Origin of the sequence: Nonomuraea sp. B5E05 (assembly GCF_039880665.1) — a bacterium.
GTDB lineage: Bacteria > Actinomycetota > Actinomycetes > Streptosporangiales > Streptosporangiaceae > Nonomuraea.
The window spans coordinates 42,226-59,650 of the sequence record NZ_JBDPMJ010000014.1 but is presented as its reverse complement, the minus strand read 5'-3'; the positions used below and the strand labels follow the sequence as shown (position 1 = coordinate 59,650).

General features: G+C 72.5%; 21 protein-coding genes. 12 read left to right on the top strand and 9 right to left on the bottom strand.

All coding sequences use genetic code 11. The features are described from left to right. Positions 1–71 precede the first annotated feature (71 nt). Together ABGB01_RS25220 and ABGB01_RS25215 are read right to left on the bottom strand one after the other, a co-directional pair. The gene (locus ABGB01_RS25220; protein WP_347776014.1) at positions 72–827 is read right to left on the bottom strand and encodes a hypothetical protein; all 756 of its coding nucleotides are present in this window, start codon (positions 825–827) and stop codon (positions 72–74) included. Then, positions 824–1,996, bottom strand: a complete 1,173-nt coding sequence (locus ABGB01_RS25215; protein WP_347776013.1) for a serine hydrolase domain-containing protein — start codon at positions 1,994–1,996, stop codon at positions 824–826. The genes ABGB01_RS25220 and ABGB01_RS25215 overlap by 4 nt, the downstream gene beginning before the upstream one ends. A 304-nt stretch (positions 1,997–2,300) precedes the next feature. Here ABGB01_RS25215 and ABGB01_RS25210 point away from each other — a divergent pair, with 304 nt between their 5' ends. The 5 genes from ABGB01_RS25210 to ABGB01_RS25190 all read left to right on the top strand — a co-directional run bounded on the left by ABGB01_RS25210 (position 2,301) and on the right by ABGB01_RS25190 (position 7,766). Continuing rightward, positions 2,301–4,661, top strand: a complete 2,361-nt coding sequence (locus ABGB01_RS25210; RefSeq protein WP_347776012.1) for a LuxR C-terminal-related transcriptional regulator — start codon at positions 2,301–2,303, stop codon at positions 4,659–4,661. Positions 4,662–4,774: 113 nt separating this feature from the next. Beyond that, positions 4,775–5,254 (top strand): hypothetical protein, encoded by a 480-nt coding sequence (locus tag ABGB01_RS25205; protein WP_347776011.1) that lies wholly within the window; start codon positions 4,775–4,777, stop codon positions 5,252–5,254. Between the two features lie 48 nt (positions 5,255–5,302). Beyond that, entirely contained in the window at positions 5,303–5,872 is a 570-nt protein-coding gene (locus tag ABGB01_RS25200; protein ID WP_347776010.1) for an epimerase, read from the top strand. A 130-nt stretch (positions 5,873–6,002) separates the two neighbouring features. After that, positions 6,003–7,097 (top strand): LLM class flavin-dependent oxidoreductase, encoded by a 1,095-nt coding sequence (locus ABGB01_RS25195; protein ID WP_347776009.1) that lies wholly within the window; start codon positions 6,003–6,005, stop codon positions 7,095–7,097. Between the two features lie 39 nt (positions 7,098–7,136). Continuing rightward, positions 7,137–7,766, top strand: coding sequence for an FMN reductase (locus tag ABGB01_RS25190; RefSeq protein ID WP_347776008.1), 630 nt, complete (start codon positions 7,137–7,139; stop codon positions 7,764–7,766). 41 nt (positions 7,767–7,807) lie between these two features. On the opposite strand, the gene ABGB01_RS25185 is transcribed toward ABGB01_RS25190, so the two are convergent. After that, positions 7,808–8,716 carry a superoxide dismutase gene (locus ABGB01_RS25185; protein ID WP_347776007.1) on the bottom strand — a complete coding sequence of 303 codons (909 nt, stop codon included), beginning with the start codon at positions 8,714–8,716 and terminating at the stop codon, positions 7,808–7,810. Between the two features lie 155 nt (positions 8,717–8,871). Between ABGB01_RS25185 and ABGB01_RS25180 the strand changes: the two genes are divergently transcribed. Genes ABGB01_RS25180 through ABGB01_RS25165 form a run of 4 tightly spaced genes read left to right on the top strand, consistent with a single transcriptional unit; the run spans position 8,872 to position 11,650 of the window. Continuing rightward, on the top strand, positions 8,872–9,414 hold the full coding sequence (locus ABGB01_RS25180; protein ID WP_347776006.1) for a hypothetical protein: 543 nt from the start codon (positions 8,872–8,874) through the stop codon (positions 9,412–9,414). A 28-nt stretch (positions 9,415–9,442) separates the two neighbouring features. After that, complete coding sequence (locus ABGB01_RS25175; protein ID WP_347776005.1) at positions 9,443–10,048, top strand: cyclodeaminase/cyclohydrolase family protein; 606 nt, start codon at positions 9,443–9,445, stop codon at positions 10,046–10,048. Then, a complete protein-coding gene (locus tag ABGB01_RS25170; protein WP_347776004.1) occupies positions 10,045–10,872 on the top strand; it encodes a bifunctional 5,10-methylenetetrahydrofolate dehydrogenase/5,10-methenyltetrahydrofolate cyclohydrolase in 828 nt (275 codons plus the stop codon). The genes ABGB01_RS25175 and ABGB01_RS25170 overlap by 4 nt, the downstream gene beginning before the upstream one ends. A 49-nt stretch (positions 10,873–10,921) precedes the next feature. Then, entirely contained in the window at positions 10,922–11,650 is a 729-nt protein-coding gene (locus ABGB01_RS25165) for a type 1 glutamine amidotransferase (RefSeq protein ID WP_347776003.1), read from the top strand. Here ABGB01_RS25165 and ABGB01_RS25160 read toward each other — a convergent pair. Next, positions 11,619–12,359: a sulfite exporter TauE/SafE family protein gene (locus ABGB01_RS25160; RefSeq protein ID WP_347776002.1), complete on the bottom strand. Its 741-nt coding sequence runs from the start codon at positions 12,357–12,359 to the stop codon at positions 11,619–11,621. The two genes, ABGB01_RS25165 and ABGB01_RS25160, sit on opposite strands and share 32 nt — an antisense overlap. Before the next feature lie 74 nt (positions 12,360–12,433). Next, positions 12,434–13,591, bottom strand: coding sequence for an alpha/beta hydrolase (locus ABGB01_RS25155; protein WP_347776000.1), 1,158 nt, complete (start codon positions 13,589–13,591; stop codon positions 12,434–12,436). A gap of 53 nt (positions 13,592–13,644) precedes the next feature. Between ABGB01_RS25155 and ABGB01_RS25150 the strand changes: the two genes are divergently transcribed. After that, positions 13,645–14,304, top strand: coding sequence for an endonuclease V (locus ABGB01_RS25150; protein ID WP_347775999.1), 660 nt, complete (start codon positions 13,645–13,647; stop codon positions 14,302–14,304). 18 nt (positions 14,305–14,322) lie between these two features. Here the strand turns inward: ABGB01_RS25150 and ABGB01_RS25145 are convergent, their stop codons facing one another. Both ABGB01_RS25145 and ABGB01_RS25140 read right to left on the bottom strand, forming a co-directional pair. Continuing rightward, the gene (locus ABGB01_RS25145) at positions 14,323–14,694 is read right to left on the bottom strand and encodes a hypothetical protein (RefSeq protein ID WP_347775998.1); all 372 of its coding nucleotides are present in this window, start codon (positions 14,692–14,694) and stop codon (positions 14,323–14,325) included. Between the two features lie 104 nt (positions 14,695–14,798). Beyond that, positions 14,799–15,467, bottom strand: a complete 669-nt coding sequence (locus tag ABGB01_RS25140; protein WP_347775996.1) for an NAD(P)-binding domain-containing protein — start codon at positions 15,465–15,467, stop codon at positions 14,799–14,801. 27 nt (positions 15,468–15,494) lie between these two features. On the opposite strand from ABGB01_RS25140, the gene ABGB01_RS25135 reads away from it, so the two are divergent. Next, positions 15,495–15,899, top strand: coding sequence for a helix-turn-helix domain-containing protein (locus ABGB01_RS25135; protein WP_347775995.1), 405 nt, complete (start codon positions 15,495–15,497; stop codon positions 15,897–15,899). 105 nt (positions 15,900–16,004) lie between these two features. Here the strand turns inward: ABGB01_RS25135 and ABGB01_RS25130 are convergent, their stop codons facing one another. Further along, positions 16,005–16,262, bottom strand: coding sequence for a hypothetical protein (locus tag ABGB01_RS25130; RefSeq protein ID WP_347775994.1), 258 nt, complete (start codon positions 16,260–16,262; stop codon positions 16,005–16,007). A 77-nt stretch (positions 16,263–16,339) separates the two neighbouring features. Between ABGB01_RS25130 and ABGB01_RS25125 the strand changes: the two genes are divergently transcribed. After that, positions 16,340–16,465, top strand: coding sequence for a hypothetical protein (locus ABGB01_RS25125; protein WP_347775993.1), 126 nt, complete (start codon positions 16,340–16,342; stop codon positions 16,463–16,465). Between the two features lie 110 nt (positions 16,466–16,575). Here ABGB01_RS25125 and ABGB01_RS25120 read toward each other — a convergent pair whose 3' ends face one another. Next, positions 16,576–17,391 (bottom strand): HAD family hydrolase, encoded by an 816-nt coding sequence (locus tag ABGB01_RS25120; protein WP_347775991.1) that lies wholly within the window; start codon positions 17,389–17,391, stop codon positions 16,576–16,578. Between the last annotated feature and the right edge of the window lie 34 nt (positions 17,392–17,425).

The window sequence follows — 17,425 nt, the reverse complement described above, 5'->3', positions numbered from 1 at the left end:
GCGGGCGACCGGCTCGGGCCGGTCGCCCGCGCGTCGGGCACTCGTACGCGAGGACGAACCGGTCGCCGTGCTCACCGTCCGGCGTGAGCGCTGGTCGTGTGGACGTAGCCGACGGCGGCGGCAAGCAGGAACCCGCCCCAGAGCAGGAAGACCGGATACGTCCCTGCGAACCCCCAGCTGCCGTCGAGGATCTGCGTGTCGCCGCCGGGGGCGCACGTCCGCGTGATGCCGAAGGCCAGGCAGGTCGTCATCATCGCGCCGTACTGGCCGACCAGCAGGCCGACGAGGGTCGCGGGAACGACGGCGAGCACGCGTGGCACCCGCCGGCGGCCCGAGAGCGGCACCCATCCCGGCACGGTCCGCCCCCAGCGGCTGACCAGCCCGAGCGTCAGCAGGGCGCCCGCCAGCGGCCCGATGACGAGCATCACCCAGAACACCGCGGAGTCGCCGAGAGCCGCCAGTTCCGTACCGGCCTGCGCCGCCACGCCGAACGGCACGCCGAGCCCCCACAGCAGATGCGGCACCGAGAAGCCCAGCACAGGCACGGCCGCCGCCGCCCAGGTCACGACCCTGGCCCAGGTCGGGGGCCCGACGGTCCCGTCGGGGCGGAGCTCGGGCGGGCGCGGCGCGGTGCGCGTGCTGAAGCGGACGGTGACCACGGCCAGGAGCAGTCCCGCCCCGGCGAGCAGTGCCTGGCGCACGAGCGCGGGGTCGTCGTACTTGCCGAACGCCAGCCGCATGACGAGGTTGCCCGGCGCTATGAGGACGAGTGCCGCCGCAGCCGTCCACGCGATGGTCAGCAGCGCGTACCGCCAGGACGTTCTCACGCCTGCCGTCCGCAGAAGGCGGCGGTCGCGGCCTGCTGCAGGGCGGCGATCACCCGCTGGTAGTCCGCACCAAAGAAGTCGCGGTGCGTGACCGACAGGGACACATGCCGCCGCCCGTCCTCGGAGTGCAGCGACTGGGTGGAGAAGCCCTGGATGCCGCCGTCCTTGCCCCACACCGTCACCCCGCACCGCAGAGGCAGCCGCACCAGGCCCAGACCGTCCCTGCCGCCGTCGGGGCTCCCGGTCGCGACGGTGGTCTTCATGGCCGCCAGCTGCCGGGGCGGGAGCAGCTCTCCACCGAGCAGGGCGGCGAAGAAGCGGTTGAGGTCACCGGTGGTCGAGATGATCTCACCGGCCGCTCCGGCCCAGGACGGGTTGAGGCGCGTGACGTCGACGGATCGTACGCCCCCGCCGGGATCGGTGACCTTGAGGTAGCCGTGGGCGTGGGGTCCGGGGATCGCCGTCCGCGTGCCGGGGACGGACGTGTGCCTGAGCCGCAGCGGGCGGAGGATGCGGCGCTCGACCTCCTCCGCGTAGGTGTGGCCGGTGACCTTCTCGATGATGAGGCCGGCCAGGACATAGTTGGTGTTGGAGTAGTGCCAGCCGGTCCCGGGCGGGAAATAGGGCGGATGGCCGGCGGCCATGCGTACGAGCCGCTCAGGCTCGTACGTGGCGAAGCGCACCTTGGTGAGGAATCCCTCGCCCTTCATAGGCAGCGCGTCGGTGTCCTCCAGGTATTCGCGCAGCCCGGAGGTGTGATTGAGCAGCTGGCGGACGGTGATGCCGCGGCCGCCGGGCACCAGGTGGGGCAGGTGCCGTTCGATCGGGTCGTCCAGGCCGACGCGCCGCTCCGCCACGAGCTGAAGCAGGACGGTGGCCGTGAACGTCTTGGTGGTGCTGCCGATGCGGAAGCGGCCCCGCGCGGGTACGGGCCGCCGCTCGCCCAGCTCGGCGGTGCCGCTGACGCCGCGCCACCGGCCCCGCGCGTCGACCACCTCCGCCTGCGCGCCGACCGCCCCCGCCTCGACGATGGCGTCAAGTGAACGCTGCAGATCCGCACGCGTGCCCGTCGCGGCGCCGCTCTGCGCCGCCGGCACGAGTGCCAGGGCCAGCGCGGCCACGGGGACGAGGCGCCACGCACGGCGCGTCCTGTACGTGCTCGATCTCATGGAAGACCCCCTGAACGTGTCACGTGTGGTGTCGCGTGTGAGCCGGATCGGATGCGTCAGCGACACGGTGGCCCGGTCCGGAGAGCTCTCATCACGCCGCACCACGCTAGGAAGGGCCCCGCCGCGCCGCCTCCCCCAGCTGGGGGAGAGAACGCAGCGACCCTGGACAAGCCGGCGCGCGGCAACCGTCATCTCACCGCGCCGGAGACAGACTCTGAATCGGCTGGCACATAACGTGGTTATGTCTGGTCCTTTTCGGGCAGCCTGATCCGCTGGCGCAGGTTTCGAGGCAATGGTGACTGTGGTGACGACGACCCTCAACAAGCGGCGTGCGGTGTCACGGCTGCCGGTCGAGGTGACGAGTTTCGTGGGGCGCCGGCACGAAGTGGCCGAGGTCCGGCGTGTCCTCGGCGCGGCCAGGGTGGTGACGCTGACGGGCGTCGGGGGCGTCGGCAAGTCCCGGCTGGCCCTGCGAGTCGCCGCGGAGGTCCGGCCGGCCTTCCGCGACGGTGTCTTCCTCGTCGAGCTGGCCGGGCTGGAGAGCCCGGCGTTCCTCCCCAGAGCTCTGATCAGCGCCCTGGAGATCCGGGACCAGTCCTCGCGCCCGCCGATGGACACGCTCATCGAGCGGCTGCAGGACCAGCAGATCCTCATGGTCCTCGACAACTGCGAGCACCTCCTGGACGAATGCGCCCTGATCGCCCAGACGATGGTGCGCTCGATCGCCGGCCTGCGAATTCTCGCCACCAGCCGGCAGGCGCTGGGCATCGAGGGAGAGCAGGTGCTGGCCGTGCCGACGTTGTCGCTGCCCGAGCCGGACCTCCCGGGACCGCGCGCCGGCTCCTTGGCCACGCACCCGGACGCGGTGCGGCTGTTCGCCGACAGGGCCACGGCCGTGCTGCCCGGCTTCGCCATCACCGAGTCCAACCGTGAGGTCATCGAGCGGATCTGCCGCCACCTGGACGGCATCCCGCTCGGGATCGAGCTGGCGGCCGTACGGCTGCGATCGCTCTCCGTCGAGCAGCTGATGGCCCGCCTGGACAACCGGTTCCAGCTGCTCACCGCCGGAAGGCGGGCGGCGATGCCGCGGCAGCAGACGCTGCGGGCGCTGATCGACTGGAGCCACGGCCTGTGCACCGAGAAGGAACAACTGCTGTGGGCCCGCGCCTCCGTGTTCGCCGGCGGTCTCGACCTGGAGGCCGCCGAGGCGGTGTGCGCCGGCGACGGCATCGACCGCGACGAGGTCATCGATCTCGTGACGGGGCTGATCGACAAGTCGGTGCTCGTCCGCGACGACCGCTCCCCCGCGGCGCCGGCCGTGCGTTACCGGCTGCTGGAGACCATCAGGCAGTACGGCCGCGAGCGGCTCACCGCGCTGGGCCAGGAGGCGGCGCTGCGGCGGCGGCACCACGACTACTTCCGCGGCCTCGCGGGCGGATACCGCGCCAACGTCTTCGGGCCCTCGCTGGTGGCCTGGTCCGCCAAGCTGCGAGCCCACCACGCCAACCTGCGCCAGGCTCTCGAATACTGCTTCGCCGACCCCCAGGAGGCCCCGGCCGGGCTGGCCATGGCCGCCGACCTGTTCCACCAGTGGGCGGCCGGCGCCTACCTGGGCGAGGGCTGCGACTGGCTGGACCGAGGGCTGGCCGCGGCCGGCGAACCGGATGAGGTGTACGCCAGGGCCCTGTGGTCCCGCGCCTGGCTGGCCATCATCCAGGCCGACGTCGACTCCGCCGAGACGATGCTGCGCGAGGCCGGGGCGATCGGCGCGAGGCTCGGCGACGAGTCGGCCCAGGCGTACGCGATGCTCTGCTCAGGAATGATCCACATGTACCGGGGCGACCCCGGGTCCGCCGTCACCTGCTACGAAAGGGCCAGGGCCCTCCACCGCGCGGTGCACGACCCCATGGGGCTCGCGCTCTCCCTCGTCTGGTCCTGCCTGGCCTGCTCCTTGCGGGGCGACTCGGCAGGCGCCCTCTCCGCGGGCGAGCAGTGCATCGCGCTCTGCGACACCCACGGCGAACGCTGGGTCAGGTCCTACGCGCACATGGCGCTCGGCGTGGAGACGTGCCGCCACGGCGACACCCGGCGGGCGGCGGCGTACGCGAAGGAGAGCCTGCGGTTCCAGCGGACCATCGACGACCTGCTCGGGGTCAGGTTCAACATGGAGGTGCTGGCGTGGATCGCCGCCTGCGAGGGACGGCACGAGCGGGCCGCCGTGCTGCTGGGCGCGCTGCGGACCGTCCGCCGGATGATCGACGTCATGCCGCTCGAATACGTCTACGTCCTGCGCCACTACGACGACTCCGAGACACGCACCCGCGAGGCGCTCGATGGAGCGGACTTCGAGGAGGCCGTCAGGCGGGGCTCTCGGCTCTCCTACGACGAGGCGCTCGCGTACGTCCTGGAAGAACACGCGCCGCAGGAAAGCGCGCCCCGCGCCGGCGCGGCCCAGCCCGGCAGGGCCGCGCCGGCGCAGCCGCTGACCCGTCGCGAGATGGAGATCGCCCGCCTCGTGGCCCAGGGCATGAGCAACAAGGAGATCGCCGCCACCCTGGTGATCGCGCAGCGCACCGCCGAGGGACACGTCGAGCACATCCTGACCAAACTCGGGTTCACCTCCCGCACGCAGATCGCCGTCTGGGTCACCGACCAGGAACAGTGACCCGGGTGAGCGCGCCCTCGCCCCACAACGGACCCTTGTCACATTTGCGCGGCGTAATGCGTCTTATGAGTAGATCTGTTCTTAGCCGAGCTTCCTGGACGAGGTGATTCCCCGTGCCGTCCACTCCGGACGCCTCCTACGCCGACCCGGAATTCCCGCGGATCGACGTCGACGCCAGCGAAGGGCTGATCTCGGCCGGCCCGCGGCTCCTGCGCACGCTGCCGTCGTTCCAGGGCTCGATCTACCTGCGGCCGGCCGGATCGCTGGCCGGCTTCGCGCTGAGATTCCCGCTGCCGCTGCCCGACCGGGAAGAGCTGGTGTGGGAGGCGGTGGAGCTCGGTGCGGGCCGGGTGCCGCAGGAGATCAGCGGGCAGGGCACCCTGCGGCTGGGGCGGCGCCAGGCCTTCGCGCGCGTGTCGGGCCTGTGCGCGGAGGTGCCCGGGGGACGCTCCGGCCGCCCGTACCTGAAGATCGTGCTGGAGACGCGGCTGCCGTCGCTCGCGCTGCGCTGGCCGCCCGAGGCCCGGCACCGGCTGCGGCAGGCGAGGCTCAGGCTCTTCACCGAGATCCGCCCGGACCCGATGACAGACTAGGGAGCCACCGGGGTCGAGGCCGGAGCAGGGGGCGAGCCAGACGTAAAGGTGATCCTGTTCGGGGCGGCCGGGACGGTCGGGCGCGGGGTGCTGCGGGCGTGCCTGCTCGACGACCGGGTGACCGCGGTGCTCGCGGTCGGCCCCGCCCCGACGGGGGTCGTCCATGACAGGCTGCGCGAGATCGTGCACGCCGACCTGCTCGACCTGACGCCGATCGAGGCCGGGCTCCGCGGCCACGACGCGTGCTTCTTCTGCCCGGGGGAGCCGGAACACGCGTACGCCGCCGGCGAGACGCTCGCGCGGCTCACCCCCGGTTCGGCCTTCGTGTACGTGTCGGCGGGCGGGGCGGACGGCGCGGCCGAGGACGCGCTGCTCGCGCTGCCGTTGCGGGCCTACGTGTTCAGGCCGGGCCCCGCCCGGCCGGCGGGCGGCGTCACGGCACGGACCGGGCTCCACCGGCTGGCGTACATCGTCGTCCGGCCGCTCTATCCCGTCCTGCGCAGGGTCTTCCCCGCGACGGCGACCACGGCCGGGCAGATCGGCCGGGCGATGATCACGGTCGCCGAGCGCGGCGCGCCCCGGCGGGTGCTCGGACCCGCCGACATCAACGCGCTCTGACCCGCGCTTCCTGGACCGGCGTCATCCGTCCACGGCTCGTCCACCGGCGATGGCGGATGATGGAATACCGGGACGGGCTTGGGCGCTACGCTTATCGTCAAAGCTTCAACAGTCATGGATGGTGACTAAAGTGCAGTTCGGGATCTTCAGTGTGGGCGACGTGACCACCGACCCCACCACGGGCCGGACGCCGACCGAGCGCGAACGCATCAAGGCGATGGTGACGATCGCGCTCAAGGCCGAGGAGGTCGGCCTCGACGTGTTCGCGACGGGTGAGCACCACAACCCGCCCTTCGTGCCGTCCTCGCCGACCACCATGCTCGGCTACGTCGCCGCCAGGACGGAACGGCTGGTCCTGTCCACGGCCACGACGCTGATCACCACCAACGACCCGGTGAAGATCGCCGAGGACTACGCCATGCTGCAGCACCTGGCGGACGGCCGGGTGGACCTCATGATGGGCCGGGGCAACACCGGGCCGGTCTACCCGTGGTTCGGCCAGGACATCCGGCAGGGCATCCCGCTGGCCATCGAGAACTACGCGCTGCTGCACCGGCTGTGGCGCGAGGACGTCGTCGACTGGGAGGGCCGCTTCCGCACGCCGCTGCAGGGCTTCACCTCGACGCCGCGCCCGCTCGACGGGGTGCCGCCGTTCGTGTGGCACGGCTCGATCCGCACCCCCGAGATCGCCGAGCAGGCCGCCTACTACGGCGACGGCTTCTTCGCCAACAACATCTTCTGGCCGAAGGAGCACTTCATGCGCCTGATCAACCTCTACCGGCAGCGCTACGCCCACTACGGCCACGGCACGCCCGAGCAGGCCATCGTCGGGCTGGGCGGCCAGGTGTTCATGCGCAGGAACTCGCAGGACGCGGTCCGGGAGTTCCGCCCGTACTTCGACAACGCCCCCGTGTACGGCCACGGGCCGTCGCTGGAGGAGTTCACCGCGGAGACGCCGCTCACGGTGGGCAGCCCGCAGCAGGTCATCGACAGGACGCTGGAGTTCAGAGAGCACTTCGGCGACTACCAGCGGCAGCTGTTCCTCATGGACCACGCGGGTCTGCCGCTGAAGACGGTGCTGGAGCAGATCGACCTCCTCGGCGAGGAGGTCGTGCCGGTGCTGCGCGAGGAGTTCGCCAAGGGCCGCCCCGCCGAGGTGCCCGGCGCCCCGACCCACGCCTCCCTGCTCGCGGCGAAGGACTCCGGCGCGCCCGTCACCGCCTGACCCCGATTCCCCGAAGAACCTCCGGAAGGAGCGACGCACATGAAGCTCGCCATCGTCACGGCCGGACTGACGCAGCCCTCCTCCACCCGCCTGCTCGCCGACCGCCTCGCCGAGGCGGCGCGCCGGCGGCTGGAGGAGCGGGCGGAGCCGGTGGACGTCCGCGTGATCGAGCTGCGCGAGCTGGCCGTGGACGTCGCCGGCGCGTTCGTGGCCGGCTTCCCCAACGCCCGGCTCCGGGCGGCGATCGAGGACGTGACGGAGGCCGACGGGCTCATCGCGGTCACTCCGATCTTCAGCGGCTCGTACAGCGGACTGTTCAAGAGCTTCTTCGACGTGATCGACAACACCGCGCTGGAGGGCAAGCCCGTGCTCATCGCCGCCACCGGCGGCACCGCCCGCCATTCGCTGGCGCTGGAGCACGCGCTGCGGCCACTGTTCGCCTACCTGCGCGCGATCGTCGTCCCGACGGCCGTCTACGCAGCCTCGGAGGACTGGGGCGGCGGTGGCGACGCCTTCACCGACGGCCTCGGCGAGCGCGTCGCCCGCGCGGCGGGCGAGCTGGCCGCTCTCATGGAGCACCGCGCGCCCCGGCGGGACGACGCCGAGGAGGTCGTCCCGTTCGAGCAGCAGCTCGCGGCCCTGCGCCCGGCGAACGGCCAGGTCCGCTGACCACCGCGGGAGCGCGGACCGGCCGCGCCCCGCGGTCCTTGTCAGCGTTTGACGGCGACCACCGTGTACGGCGTCTCCGGTGTCGGCGTCGTGGTGAAGCGGGCGTTGGGCAGGTAGAGGCGGTGGCCGTGGGCGGCGACCGTCGTCGGCACGTCGAAGCGGGGGTCGGTCAGCCGCTTGACGATCTTGCCGGACGAGGCGTCGCGCGCCAGTTCGATGGCGGCGACCGTGTTGAGCCGGTTGAGCACGGCGTACAGGGTGCGGCCTGACAGGAGCAGGCCGTCGCCGTTGGTGAGCGCCTCGCCGCCCAGGTCCACCTCCGTGGTGGCGCCGGAGGACGGGTCGGCCTCGAACAACTTGCCGGTGTTCGACTGGACGATCAGCAGTGACCTGTGGTCGGGGCTGGGGGCGATGCCGTTGGCGTTGATGCCGGTGCCGTACTGGATGTCGCCCTTGAGCGGGATCTTGACGGCCTTGGCGGGGAGCGCGCCGCCGCGCCCGAGCTCCAGCTTGTAGAGCACCGGGTTGGTGGAGTCGGTGAAGTAGGCGGCGCCGCGGGTGAGGATGACGTCGTTGACGAACGACTCGCCGGTGGCCAGCGTGTACGACCTGATCACCTTGCCCGTGCGCAGGTCGACCACCCGGGCGTCGCCGCCCGTCCCACCGGCCACGAACAGCCGCCGCCCGTCCGTCTCGAGACCGAGCGACGGCGTGCCCGGCCCCTCGCTGACGACGGACCCCTTCCCGCTACGCAGGTCGGCCCGGTAGATGTCACCGGTCGCGCGGGAGCCGAAGTAGGCGTACGGGCCCGGCCCGATCGCGATGCCCTCGGGCTGGAACCCGTCGGGTAGATCGAGCGTGCCGGGCTTGCCCGTGGCCTGCGCGGGGACACCGCCCACGAGGAGGACGGCCAGGGCGCCGAGTGCGGTCTTCAGGATCGCGGATCTCATGCGGCCCACGATGCCCGCGCACGCCGAGGCGGGCAACGGCCGCCGGCGGGCTTCACAGCGATTTCGCAGGAACGTCCACGCGGAGAACGGGGCCCCTCACACGAACGGATGTCGCACGGTAGCTTTGGACAGAGCCGAACAAACGGGGTTTTAACATGTCAAACGGTGCCCGTCATGCTCTCGGAGTGGTCGCCGGGCTGCTCCTGCCTCCGCTGATCGCCGTCGGACTGTCGTTCGGAGTCGGCGATTTCGCGACGCGTCTGAGGGTCGCGTTCGAGCTCTCCTGGCTCGGGCTGGCCGTCATCGCCGTGTCGGCGATCGCACTCGCCTTCCTGGTCGGCTCTCGCCTGTCACCGGTGGCGTCGCTGCTCGGCGGCCTCATGTTCACCGCGCTGGGCGTCCTGCCCCTCCTGGAGATGTTCACCCGTCAGCGGCTCCTGCCGAGCCAGTGGCTGCCCGACACCGTCGGGAGCGGCTACCAGACCCTGGCCTACTCGTGCCTGCTGCTCTTCCTCGGCATCACCACGCTGGTCGTCTCCATGTTCCCGTCGAGGTGGCGGGCCACCCACCGCCCGCCGCCTCCCGACCATCACCTCGAGCAGGGCCTCGATTACGGTCACGCGTACGGCCCCGCTCAGGACCCGTACCCGCCGCAGAGCGGCCCCGGCGACACCACGCGGCCGATGTTCCGCGAATGAGCCGGGCGGAGCCTGGCAGAATGCCGCCATGCGCGACTCAAAGATCGTCGACTTCCTGGCCGAGCTGGCCGGCAGGGTGCCCGCACCCGGCGGCGGCGCGACCGCGGCCCTGCACGCGGCGCAGGCCGCCGCGCTGCTCGGCATGGTGGCCCGCTACACCACCGGCGAGAAGTACGCCGACCACGCCGGCACCGTCGCCGGCGTGATCGCCGAGACCGACGCCCTGCGGGGGCAGGCGCTGAAGCTGGCCGAGGAGGACGCCGCGGCCTTCACCGCGGTCACCGACGCCTACCGCCTGCCCAAGGGAGAGGAGCGCAGCGCCGCCATCGCCAGAGCCCTGGCCGCCGCCGCCGAGCCGCCCGCCCGCGTGGCCGAGACGGCCACGCGCGTCGTCGAGCTGTGCGAGATGCTGCTGCCCGTCGCCAACCGCAACCTCGTCACCGACGTGGCCGCCGCCGCGGACGCCGCGCGCGCCGCGCTCTCCACCGCCAGGGTGAACGTCGAGGTCAACCTGGGCGGCATCGAGGACGAGCGGGCACGCCAGGAGCTGACCGGCCGCCTGTCCGGCGTCGACGCGACCATCGCCAGAGCCGGCGCCGTGACCGCCTCCGTACGCGAGGAGATCAACCCGTGAGGACGCTGCCGGGCAAGGAACTGGCCGCCGCCATCCGCGCCCGGACGCAGGCCGAGGCGGCCGCCGGCCCGCAGCCGCGCCTGGCCGTGGTGGTGGCCACGGCCGACGAGGCGAGCCTGTGGTACGTCCGCTCGATCGCCAAGGCGGCGGCCGGCGTGGGCGTCGCCTGCGACCTGGTCGACCTGGGCCCCGGCGCGACCCCCGACCAGATCGGCGAGACGCTGGCCCGGCTCAGCGCCGACGCCAACGTGCACGCCGTGATGGTGCAGACGCCCCTGCCGGAGGGCGCTTCGGCGCAGGAGCTGGCCGGCGCGATCGACCCGCGCAAGGACGTCGACGGCGCAAACCCGCTCTCGCTCGGCCGGCTGGCGGCGGGGCTGCCCGCGTTCCCGCCCGCCACGGCGGCCGCCGTGATGGCGCTGCTCGACCACCACGAGGTGGGGCTGGAGGGGCGGCACGCCGTGGTGGTGAGCCGTTCGACCGTGGTGGGCAAGCCGCTGGCGCACCTCCTGCTCGACCGGAACGCCACCGTCACCGTCTGCCACTCGCGCACCCGCGACCTGGCCTGCGTCACCTCCACGGCCGAGGTGCTCATCGCCGCGGCGGGCCGGCCCGGGTTGATCGGCGCCGCGCACGTCGCGCCCGGCGCGGTGGTGATCGACGTCGGCACCAACCCCACCGAGGACGGCGGGCTGACCGGCGACGTCGCCTCCGACGAGGTCGCGGCCGTGGCTGGCGCGCTCACCCCGGTGCCCGGCGGCGTGGGGCCGGTGACGACCGCCCTCCTGCTCCGCCACACCGCCAGGGCCGCCAACCTGCCGTGACCCCGGTCCCTTCCACCCCCATGTTCGCGAACCCCAGCGGAGGCCCACGATGGGTGATGTCCTGATCGTCCAGAACAGCCGCAGCGGCGGCCCCGGCCGCGTGGGCGGATGGCTCGAGGACGCCGAGCTGAAGCTGGACGTCGTACACGCCCACGACGGCGTTCCCCTGCCCGGCCGCCTGGAGCACGACGCCATGATCGTGCTGGGCGGTGGCTACCTGCCCAGCCAGGACGACAGGGCGCCGTGGCTGGCCGGCACCCGGCGGCTGGCGGCCCAGGCGCTGGCGGACGGCGTGCCGTTCTTCGGCATCTGCCTGGGCGGCCAGCTCATCGCCGAGGTGGCGGGAGGCGTGGTGACCGGCGACACCGGAGCGCCCGAGAACGGCAGCGTTCCGGTCACGATCCGGCCGGAGGCCGCCACCGACCCGCTCTTCCACGACCTGCCCCCGGTGGTTCCCGCCGTCGAGCACCACAAGGACGCCGTCACCAGGCTGCCCGACGGGGCCGTGCACCTGGCCGAGACGGCGGCGTGCCCGTACCAGGCGTTCCGGGTGGGCGAGCGGGCGTGGGGCGTGCAGTTCCATCCGGAGGTGACGCCCGCGCGCATCCGGGAGTGGCGAGCCGAGGGGTTCGACCCCGGCGAGATCTACGAGCGGGCGGTGGCGGACGAGCCGGTCTCCACGCCGATCTGGCGCCGGGTCACCGGCAGGTTCGCCGCGCTCGTGAAGGAACGTGCGAGCGTCCCGGTCAGGTCACGTACGAATCCCAGCCCAGCTTGATCGCCACGGCCAGCCCGCAGGCCGCCGCCAGGTACCGCAGGCCGGAGCCCGGCATCCTGCGGGCGATCTTGGGGCCGGTCCATCCGCCGAGCAGGAACCCGGCCGCCAGCGGCGCCGCCGCACCCCAGTCCACCGGGCCGAACAGCGCGAACCCGAGCGCCGCCACCGCGTTCGCCAGCCCGGACAACACGTTCTTCATCGCGTTGAGCTTGGCTGCGGGCTGGGCGAACGTGGCGGCCAGCACGGCGAACACCATCAGGCCTCCGGCCGCGCCGAAATAGCCGACGTAGATCGTCACGGCGAACAGCCCCACCCGCGCCGCCATCCCGTGCTCGCCGTCCGCCCGGCCGGACGGCGGGCGGGCCAGCAGCAGCGAGGCCATCGCGATCAGCCACGGCGCGATCAGCTCGAACGTCTCGGCAGGGGTCACCAGCAGCAGGAACGCGCCCGTCGCGCCGCCGATCGCGGCCACCGGGCCGAGCCGGAGCATCCGGCCGCCCTCACCGGCCAGTTCGGGCCGCGAGCCCGCCGCGGCGCCGATGCCGGTGAAGACCAGGGCGACGGTGTTGGTGACGTTCGCGGTCAGCGGGGGCAGGCCGAACGCCAGCAGCGCCGGATAGGAGACGATCGACGCGAGGCTCACGACCGTGCTCACCACGCCGGCCACCACACCGACGCCGAGCAGTCCGAGCACCTCTCCGACGATCACCTGGACATGCTAGGCGGTGACCGGTTCGTCCCCTTCGGGCGGGTGGCGTCCTCGCCGCGGGTTCCTGACCACGCTCAGGTGAGCGCCGCGGCGATGGCCTCCGCCGCTGCCCGCCAGATCGAGGTGGTGGGGGTGATGACGTCGAAGTGGTCGCCGGGCAGTTCCAGGTACGTCACGTCGTCGCCGGCCCGTCCGGCGGCCTCGGCGTAGCGGCGGCCGAAGTCGATCAGATCCAGGTCGTCGGAGGCGCCCTGGACGACGAGCTGGGACACGCCGATCGGCACCCTGAGCAGTGGCGATCCGGCCCCGTGGACGTCCGCGCCTCCCGACGGCCGTTCTCCGGGCGCGGGACCGCCCATGGCGGCGGCGACGGCACCGGAACCGAGCCACCGCCGCTCGCCCTCGACCAGGTCGAGCACGCCCGCGAGCGACACTGCCAGCGCGGCCCGCGCCCCGTCGGCCACCGCCCGCAACGCCAGCTGGGCACCGGCCGAGTGTCCTGCTACGGCGACCCGATCGAGGTCCAGCCCGATCCCGGCGTCCGGCCCCGGGTCATCGTCACGGTGGCCGTCGCGGGCGGGGGCGCTCCTCGGGGTGCGGGGGCGAAGGGCGTGGAGGGTGGCCAGGCCGGTGGCGACGTCGGCGGTGGTGGCGTGCCAGCCGTGCGTGTCGGGACGGCGGTATTCGAGGTTCCACACCGCGAACCCGCGCCCCGCCAGGTCGGCGCAGAGTGCCTCCATGAGGTCCGCGGCCCAGATCGAGCGCCAGTATCCGCCGTGAACCAGCGCCACGACCGGCGGCCTGGGCACGCCCTCCGGCACGTACAGATCACCCCATTGATCGCGGGACGGCCCGTAAGGGACCCGCAGGGGAGTGTGGCGTAGCCGATGCAGGGCGTGCCGGATGCCCCAGCTCAGGCCGCTGAGCCCGCGCCCGTGCAGGTGGGACGCGCCCTCGCCCGGCTCGACGCCGTCGGTCCGGTGCGTGTCCACCCAGACCACGGCTCCGAGCGGCCGTCCGATGAGGGCGCGCACCTCGGCCTCGGGCCCGGGGATCACGACCGCCCCGTCCCGTACGAGCGAGAGCAGGTGAGAAGCGTCGCGGGCGTGGACGAGGGTGCCTCGCACGCCCAGGGCGGCGAATTCGCGGCCGGCGATCCGCGCCAGCAGCGCCGGGTCGGCGACGACCCCCGGACCGACGATCACCGTTATGTCCACCGGAACTTCGCTCATGACGACCGACCCTACGCAACGATCTCCTGCCGCGACCCCGTACCTTGATCGCTGTGCAGGTACGACGACTTCATCCATGGCCCTCCAGCGTCGCGGAGGCGGAGTCCATCCAGGACCGGCTGCGCGGGCACGTCGAGCTGACCGGCCCCACCGGATTCGCGCTGGTGGCGGGCCTGGACGTGCACTACCACGGCGACGAAGCGGTGACGGCGGCCGTGGTCGTCCTCGACGGGAGCACGCTCGCGCCGGTGGAGCAGGTGGTCGCCGAGGGGCGGGTGGCGTTCCCGTACGTGCCGGGGCTGTTCGCCTTCCGCGAGCTGCCCGCGTTGATCGACGCCCTCGAACAGCTCACCGTGACCCCTGACCTGCTGGTCTGCGACGGGTACGGGCTGGCCCATCCGCGCGGGTTCGGGCTGGCCTGCCACCTGGGGGTGCTCACCGGCCTGCCGGCTCTGGGGGTGGGCAAGACGCCTTTCATCGGCACGCACGAGCCTCCCGGGCCGGAGCGCGGGGCGTGGACGCCGATCGTGTACGAGGGCGGCACGGTCGGACGGGCGCTGCGCACGCAACGAGGGGTCAAACCGGTGTACGTCTCCCAGGGCCATCGCATCTCCCTGGACACGGCCACCGACGAGGTTCTCCGTCTCGCCGCCCGCTTCCGCCTCCCGGAGCCCGTCCGCCACGCCGACCACCTGGCCCGCCACCCCTCCTGACCCCGTGCCGCCGACGGGTCAGCGGCGCCAGGACCAGACCACGAGCCACACGCTGAGCCCGAAGAGCCCCACAGCGAGCGGCACGTGCGTCGTCACCGCCCCGGAGCCGCCCAGCATCGACTGGACGAACCCGAGCAGCAGGATCGCCAGGCTGACCAGTGCGGGCCAGCCGGCTCCGCGGCCCGGACGCCACAGCAGCACGGCCACAATGAGCTGCACCAGCCCCAGCACGTGCACGGCCAACGACCCCTGCCCGTGCAGGGCGGCGCCGGCGCCGCTCATCAGCTGCCCGGCCGTCACGGCCTGAGCGAGCACGGATGCCGTGTTGAGGATGGCGACGACCTTGAACGCGGTCATGTACCCACTGCCCTTGGCGACCTCGGTTACCACTGGACTTCTCCTTCGGCCTCGTATGAAGGCCTCCAGGATTCTCCCTGGCGGCGCGCGCGGCATCCGCCGGCCGTCGTCATCCCCGCTACGCCTCTCGTCGTACGTCAGCCCTGCCCGTGAGCGCCCGACGAGTCCAGCGGCGGCAGGATGGCCTGGGCGTCGGCGCCCCCGAACCACAGTCCGATCACGAACGCGGCGGTCGCCTCCAGTTGCGTCGCCCGGTCGAGCCCTCCTCCGTTCAGCGGCTTGCAGCCGAGGTCGGCGACCAGCGTGCGGGCGGCGTCCATGGCGGCCGGGTCGTCGCCGCACAGCGGCACGGCCAGTGGCCGCCCGCCGAACACCGGCGGCGTCATCCGCCACACGTCCACGTGGCACAGGTTGAACGCTTTCACGACGTGACCTCCGGTGAGGTCGCTGATCAGGCGTGCGATCGGTCGCGTGGGGTCATAGCGGTCAGGAGCGGCAGCGTTGGTCACGTCGATGACGGGCTTGCCGCGCATCGACGCACCAGCGGCCCGGAGCACGTCCACGAGGCCCGCCTCCCTGACGGCGACCATCACGACCTCGCCGAAGCAGGCCGCCTCCGCCCACGTCCCGGCCCGGACATCCGCTTGCCCGGCCGGTGTCCGAACGGCCTGGGCGCGCATCTCACCGGCCTGTGCCGTGCTCCTGCCCGGGTCCCGCCCGCTGATCATGACCGTGTGGCCCGCCCTGGCCCACTGCGTGCCGAGGGCGTCCGCCATGCCGCCGGCGCCCAGGATCCCGATACGCATGTTCGTCCTCCAAAGGGATTTGCTTGGATGACGACGATAGGAATCCCGTCGCACACCATCCGGTGCCTAACGGAGGCTTCGTTGTTCCTCGCCGACTGCCAGGCCAGACTCGCCTTCGACCTGATCGCCAACACCTGGAACGCGGTGGTCGTCTGGGCGCTCCGCCACGGCCCGCGCCGTCCGGGGCGGCTGCGGGAGGAGATCGGCGGCATCAGCCCGAAGGTCCTCACGGAAACGCTGCGCCGCCTGGAGTTCAACGGCCTGGTGGCGCGGCGCGCGTACGCCGAGGCGCCGCCCCGCGTGGAGTACGAGCTGACCGAGCTGGGCCGCAGCCTCCTGGGGCCGATCGAGGCGTTCGGCGTGTGGGCGTCCGACCACGCCGACGAGGTCATGGCCGCCCAGGACCTCCGATCCTCCGATCACAACCTGTAGAGCCCTTTAACCAAGAGTTACTATTCCACTACTCTGGGTAGCACCAGCGGTCGTTCCACCTCTACCCAGGAGGTTCGATGTTGTCCACATCTCGGCGGATCACGCTCACCGTGCTTCGCCGCCGGCGCTCTGGCGCTGTCCGCCGCCCCCGCCCCCCATGCCGTCATAGACCCCCTTCACCTGGGCACCTGCCTGCTCGAACCCACGGGCGACCTCACCGCTCTGGTCGATCCCGCGGCGCTGACCGTGCCGCCCGAGCTCCCGGCCGCCGGCTGCCTGCAGCCGTGACCACCGCCGTCCCGGTCCTGCAACAAGGAGACTCAAGGTCAAGCCGGCCATGGCCATCATCGGCATCTCGTCCATCCACCCCCGCCAAATCTTCATCGACGCGGCCAGACCGGCATCACTGACAATGGAAAACCCTGATCCACCTGACCTTCGTGGTATCGGCGCCGGCGCTGGTCGACCGGATGATGGAGGGCGGGCGGCCTCAGCACGACACCGCCGACGGCGTCGACCCCGTCGGCATGAAGGCCGCCTCGGCAGGCCGGCGCATCTCGCCGTGACGCGGTGGTGCCGGGGGTGGGGGTTCTGATGGGCGGTCGCTCGTCGGTGACGTGATCATCCAACGACGCCTGAGGCCGTACGTGCCCGTCCACCCGCGTGGGCGGGCACGTCACCCGCGGGGTCGTCCGTAGAGATCCTCCAGCACCGCGGCCACGCCGTCCTCGTCGTTGGAGAGCGTGCGCCGCTCGATCGCCGCCAGCACCAGATGGTGCGCGTTCGCCATGGCGTAGCCGGCGCCCGCGTACGCGAGCACCGCCAGATCGTTGGGCATGTCGCCGAACGCCACCACCTCACCGGCCCCGACGCCTCGCTCCCCGCAGAGCCGGTCGAGCGCGCCCGCCTTCGTCACGCCCGGCGCGCTGATCTCGAGCAGCCCCTCGTCGCTGGAGTACGTCACCTCGGCCTGGCCCTCGACGGCCGCCACCACGGCGGTGAACATCTCGTCGGCGGTGTGCGCTGCGGACATGGCGAGCAGCTTCACGATGGGCTCGTTCTCGTCGAAGACCGACGACACCTCGCGGTAGTGCGCGAGGTCGTGGCTGACCCGCCGGGTGTAGGCCACTTCGGTCAGCACGTTTCTGCCGGTCTCGACGGCGAGGCCGACGCCGGGAATGGCCTCGGCCAGCGCGGCGGCGACCTTTCTCGCCGCCTCGGGCGGGAGCGGACTGCTGTCGATGATCTCGTCGGCGGCCACGTCGTAGGTGACGGCTCCGTTGCTGCAGATCGCGATGCCGGTGATGCCGGTCTGCTCGGCGATCTCGCGGACGCCGCGCGGCGCCCTGGCGGTGACGAAGACGATTTCGGCTCCGGCCGCTCGTGCGGACCGCAGAGCCTTCTTGGTGCGCGGGGTGATGGTGCCGGTGGAGGTGAGGAGGGTTCCGTCGAGGTCGGTGGCCACGATGCGCGGCGAGATCACGATGCTCACCCGGGCGATTATCCCCGGCCGTGCTCGCCCGCAG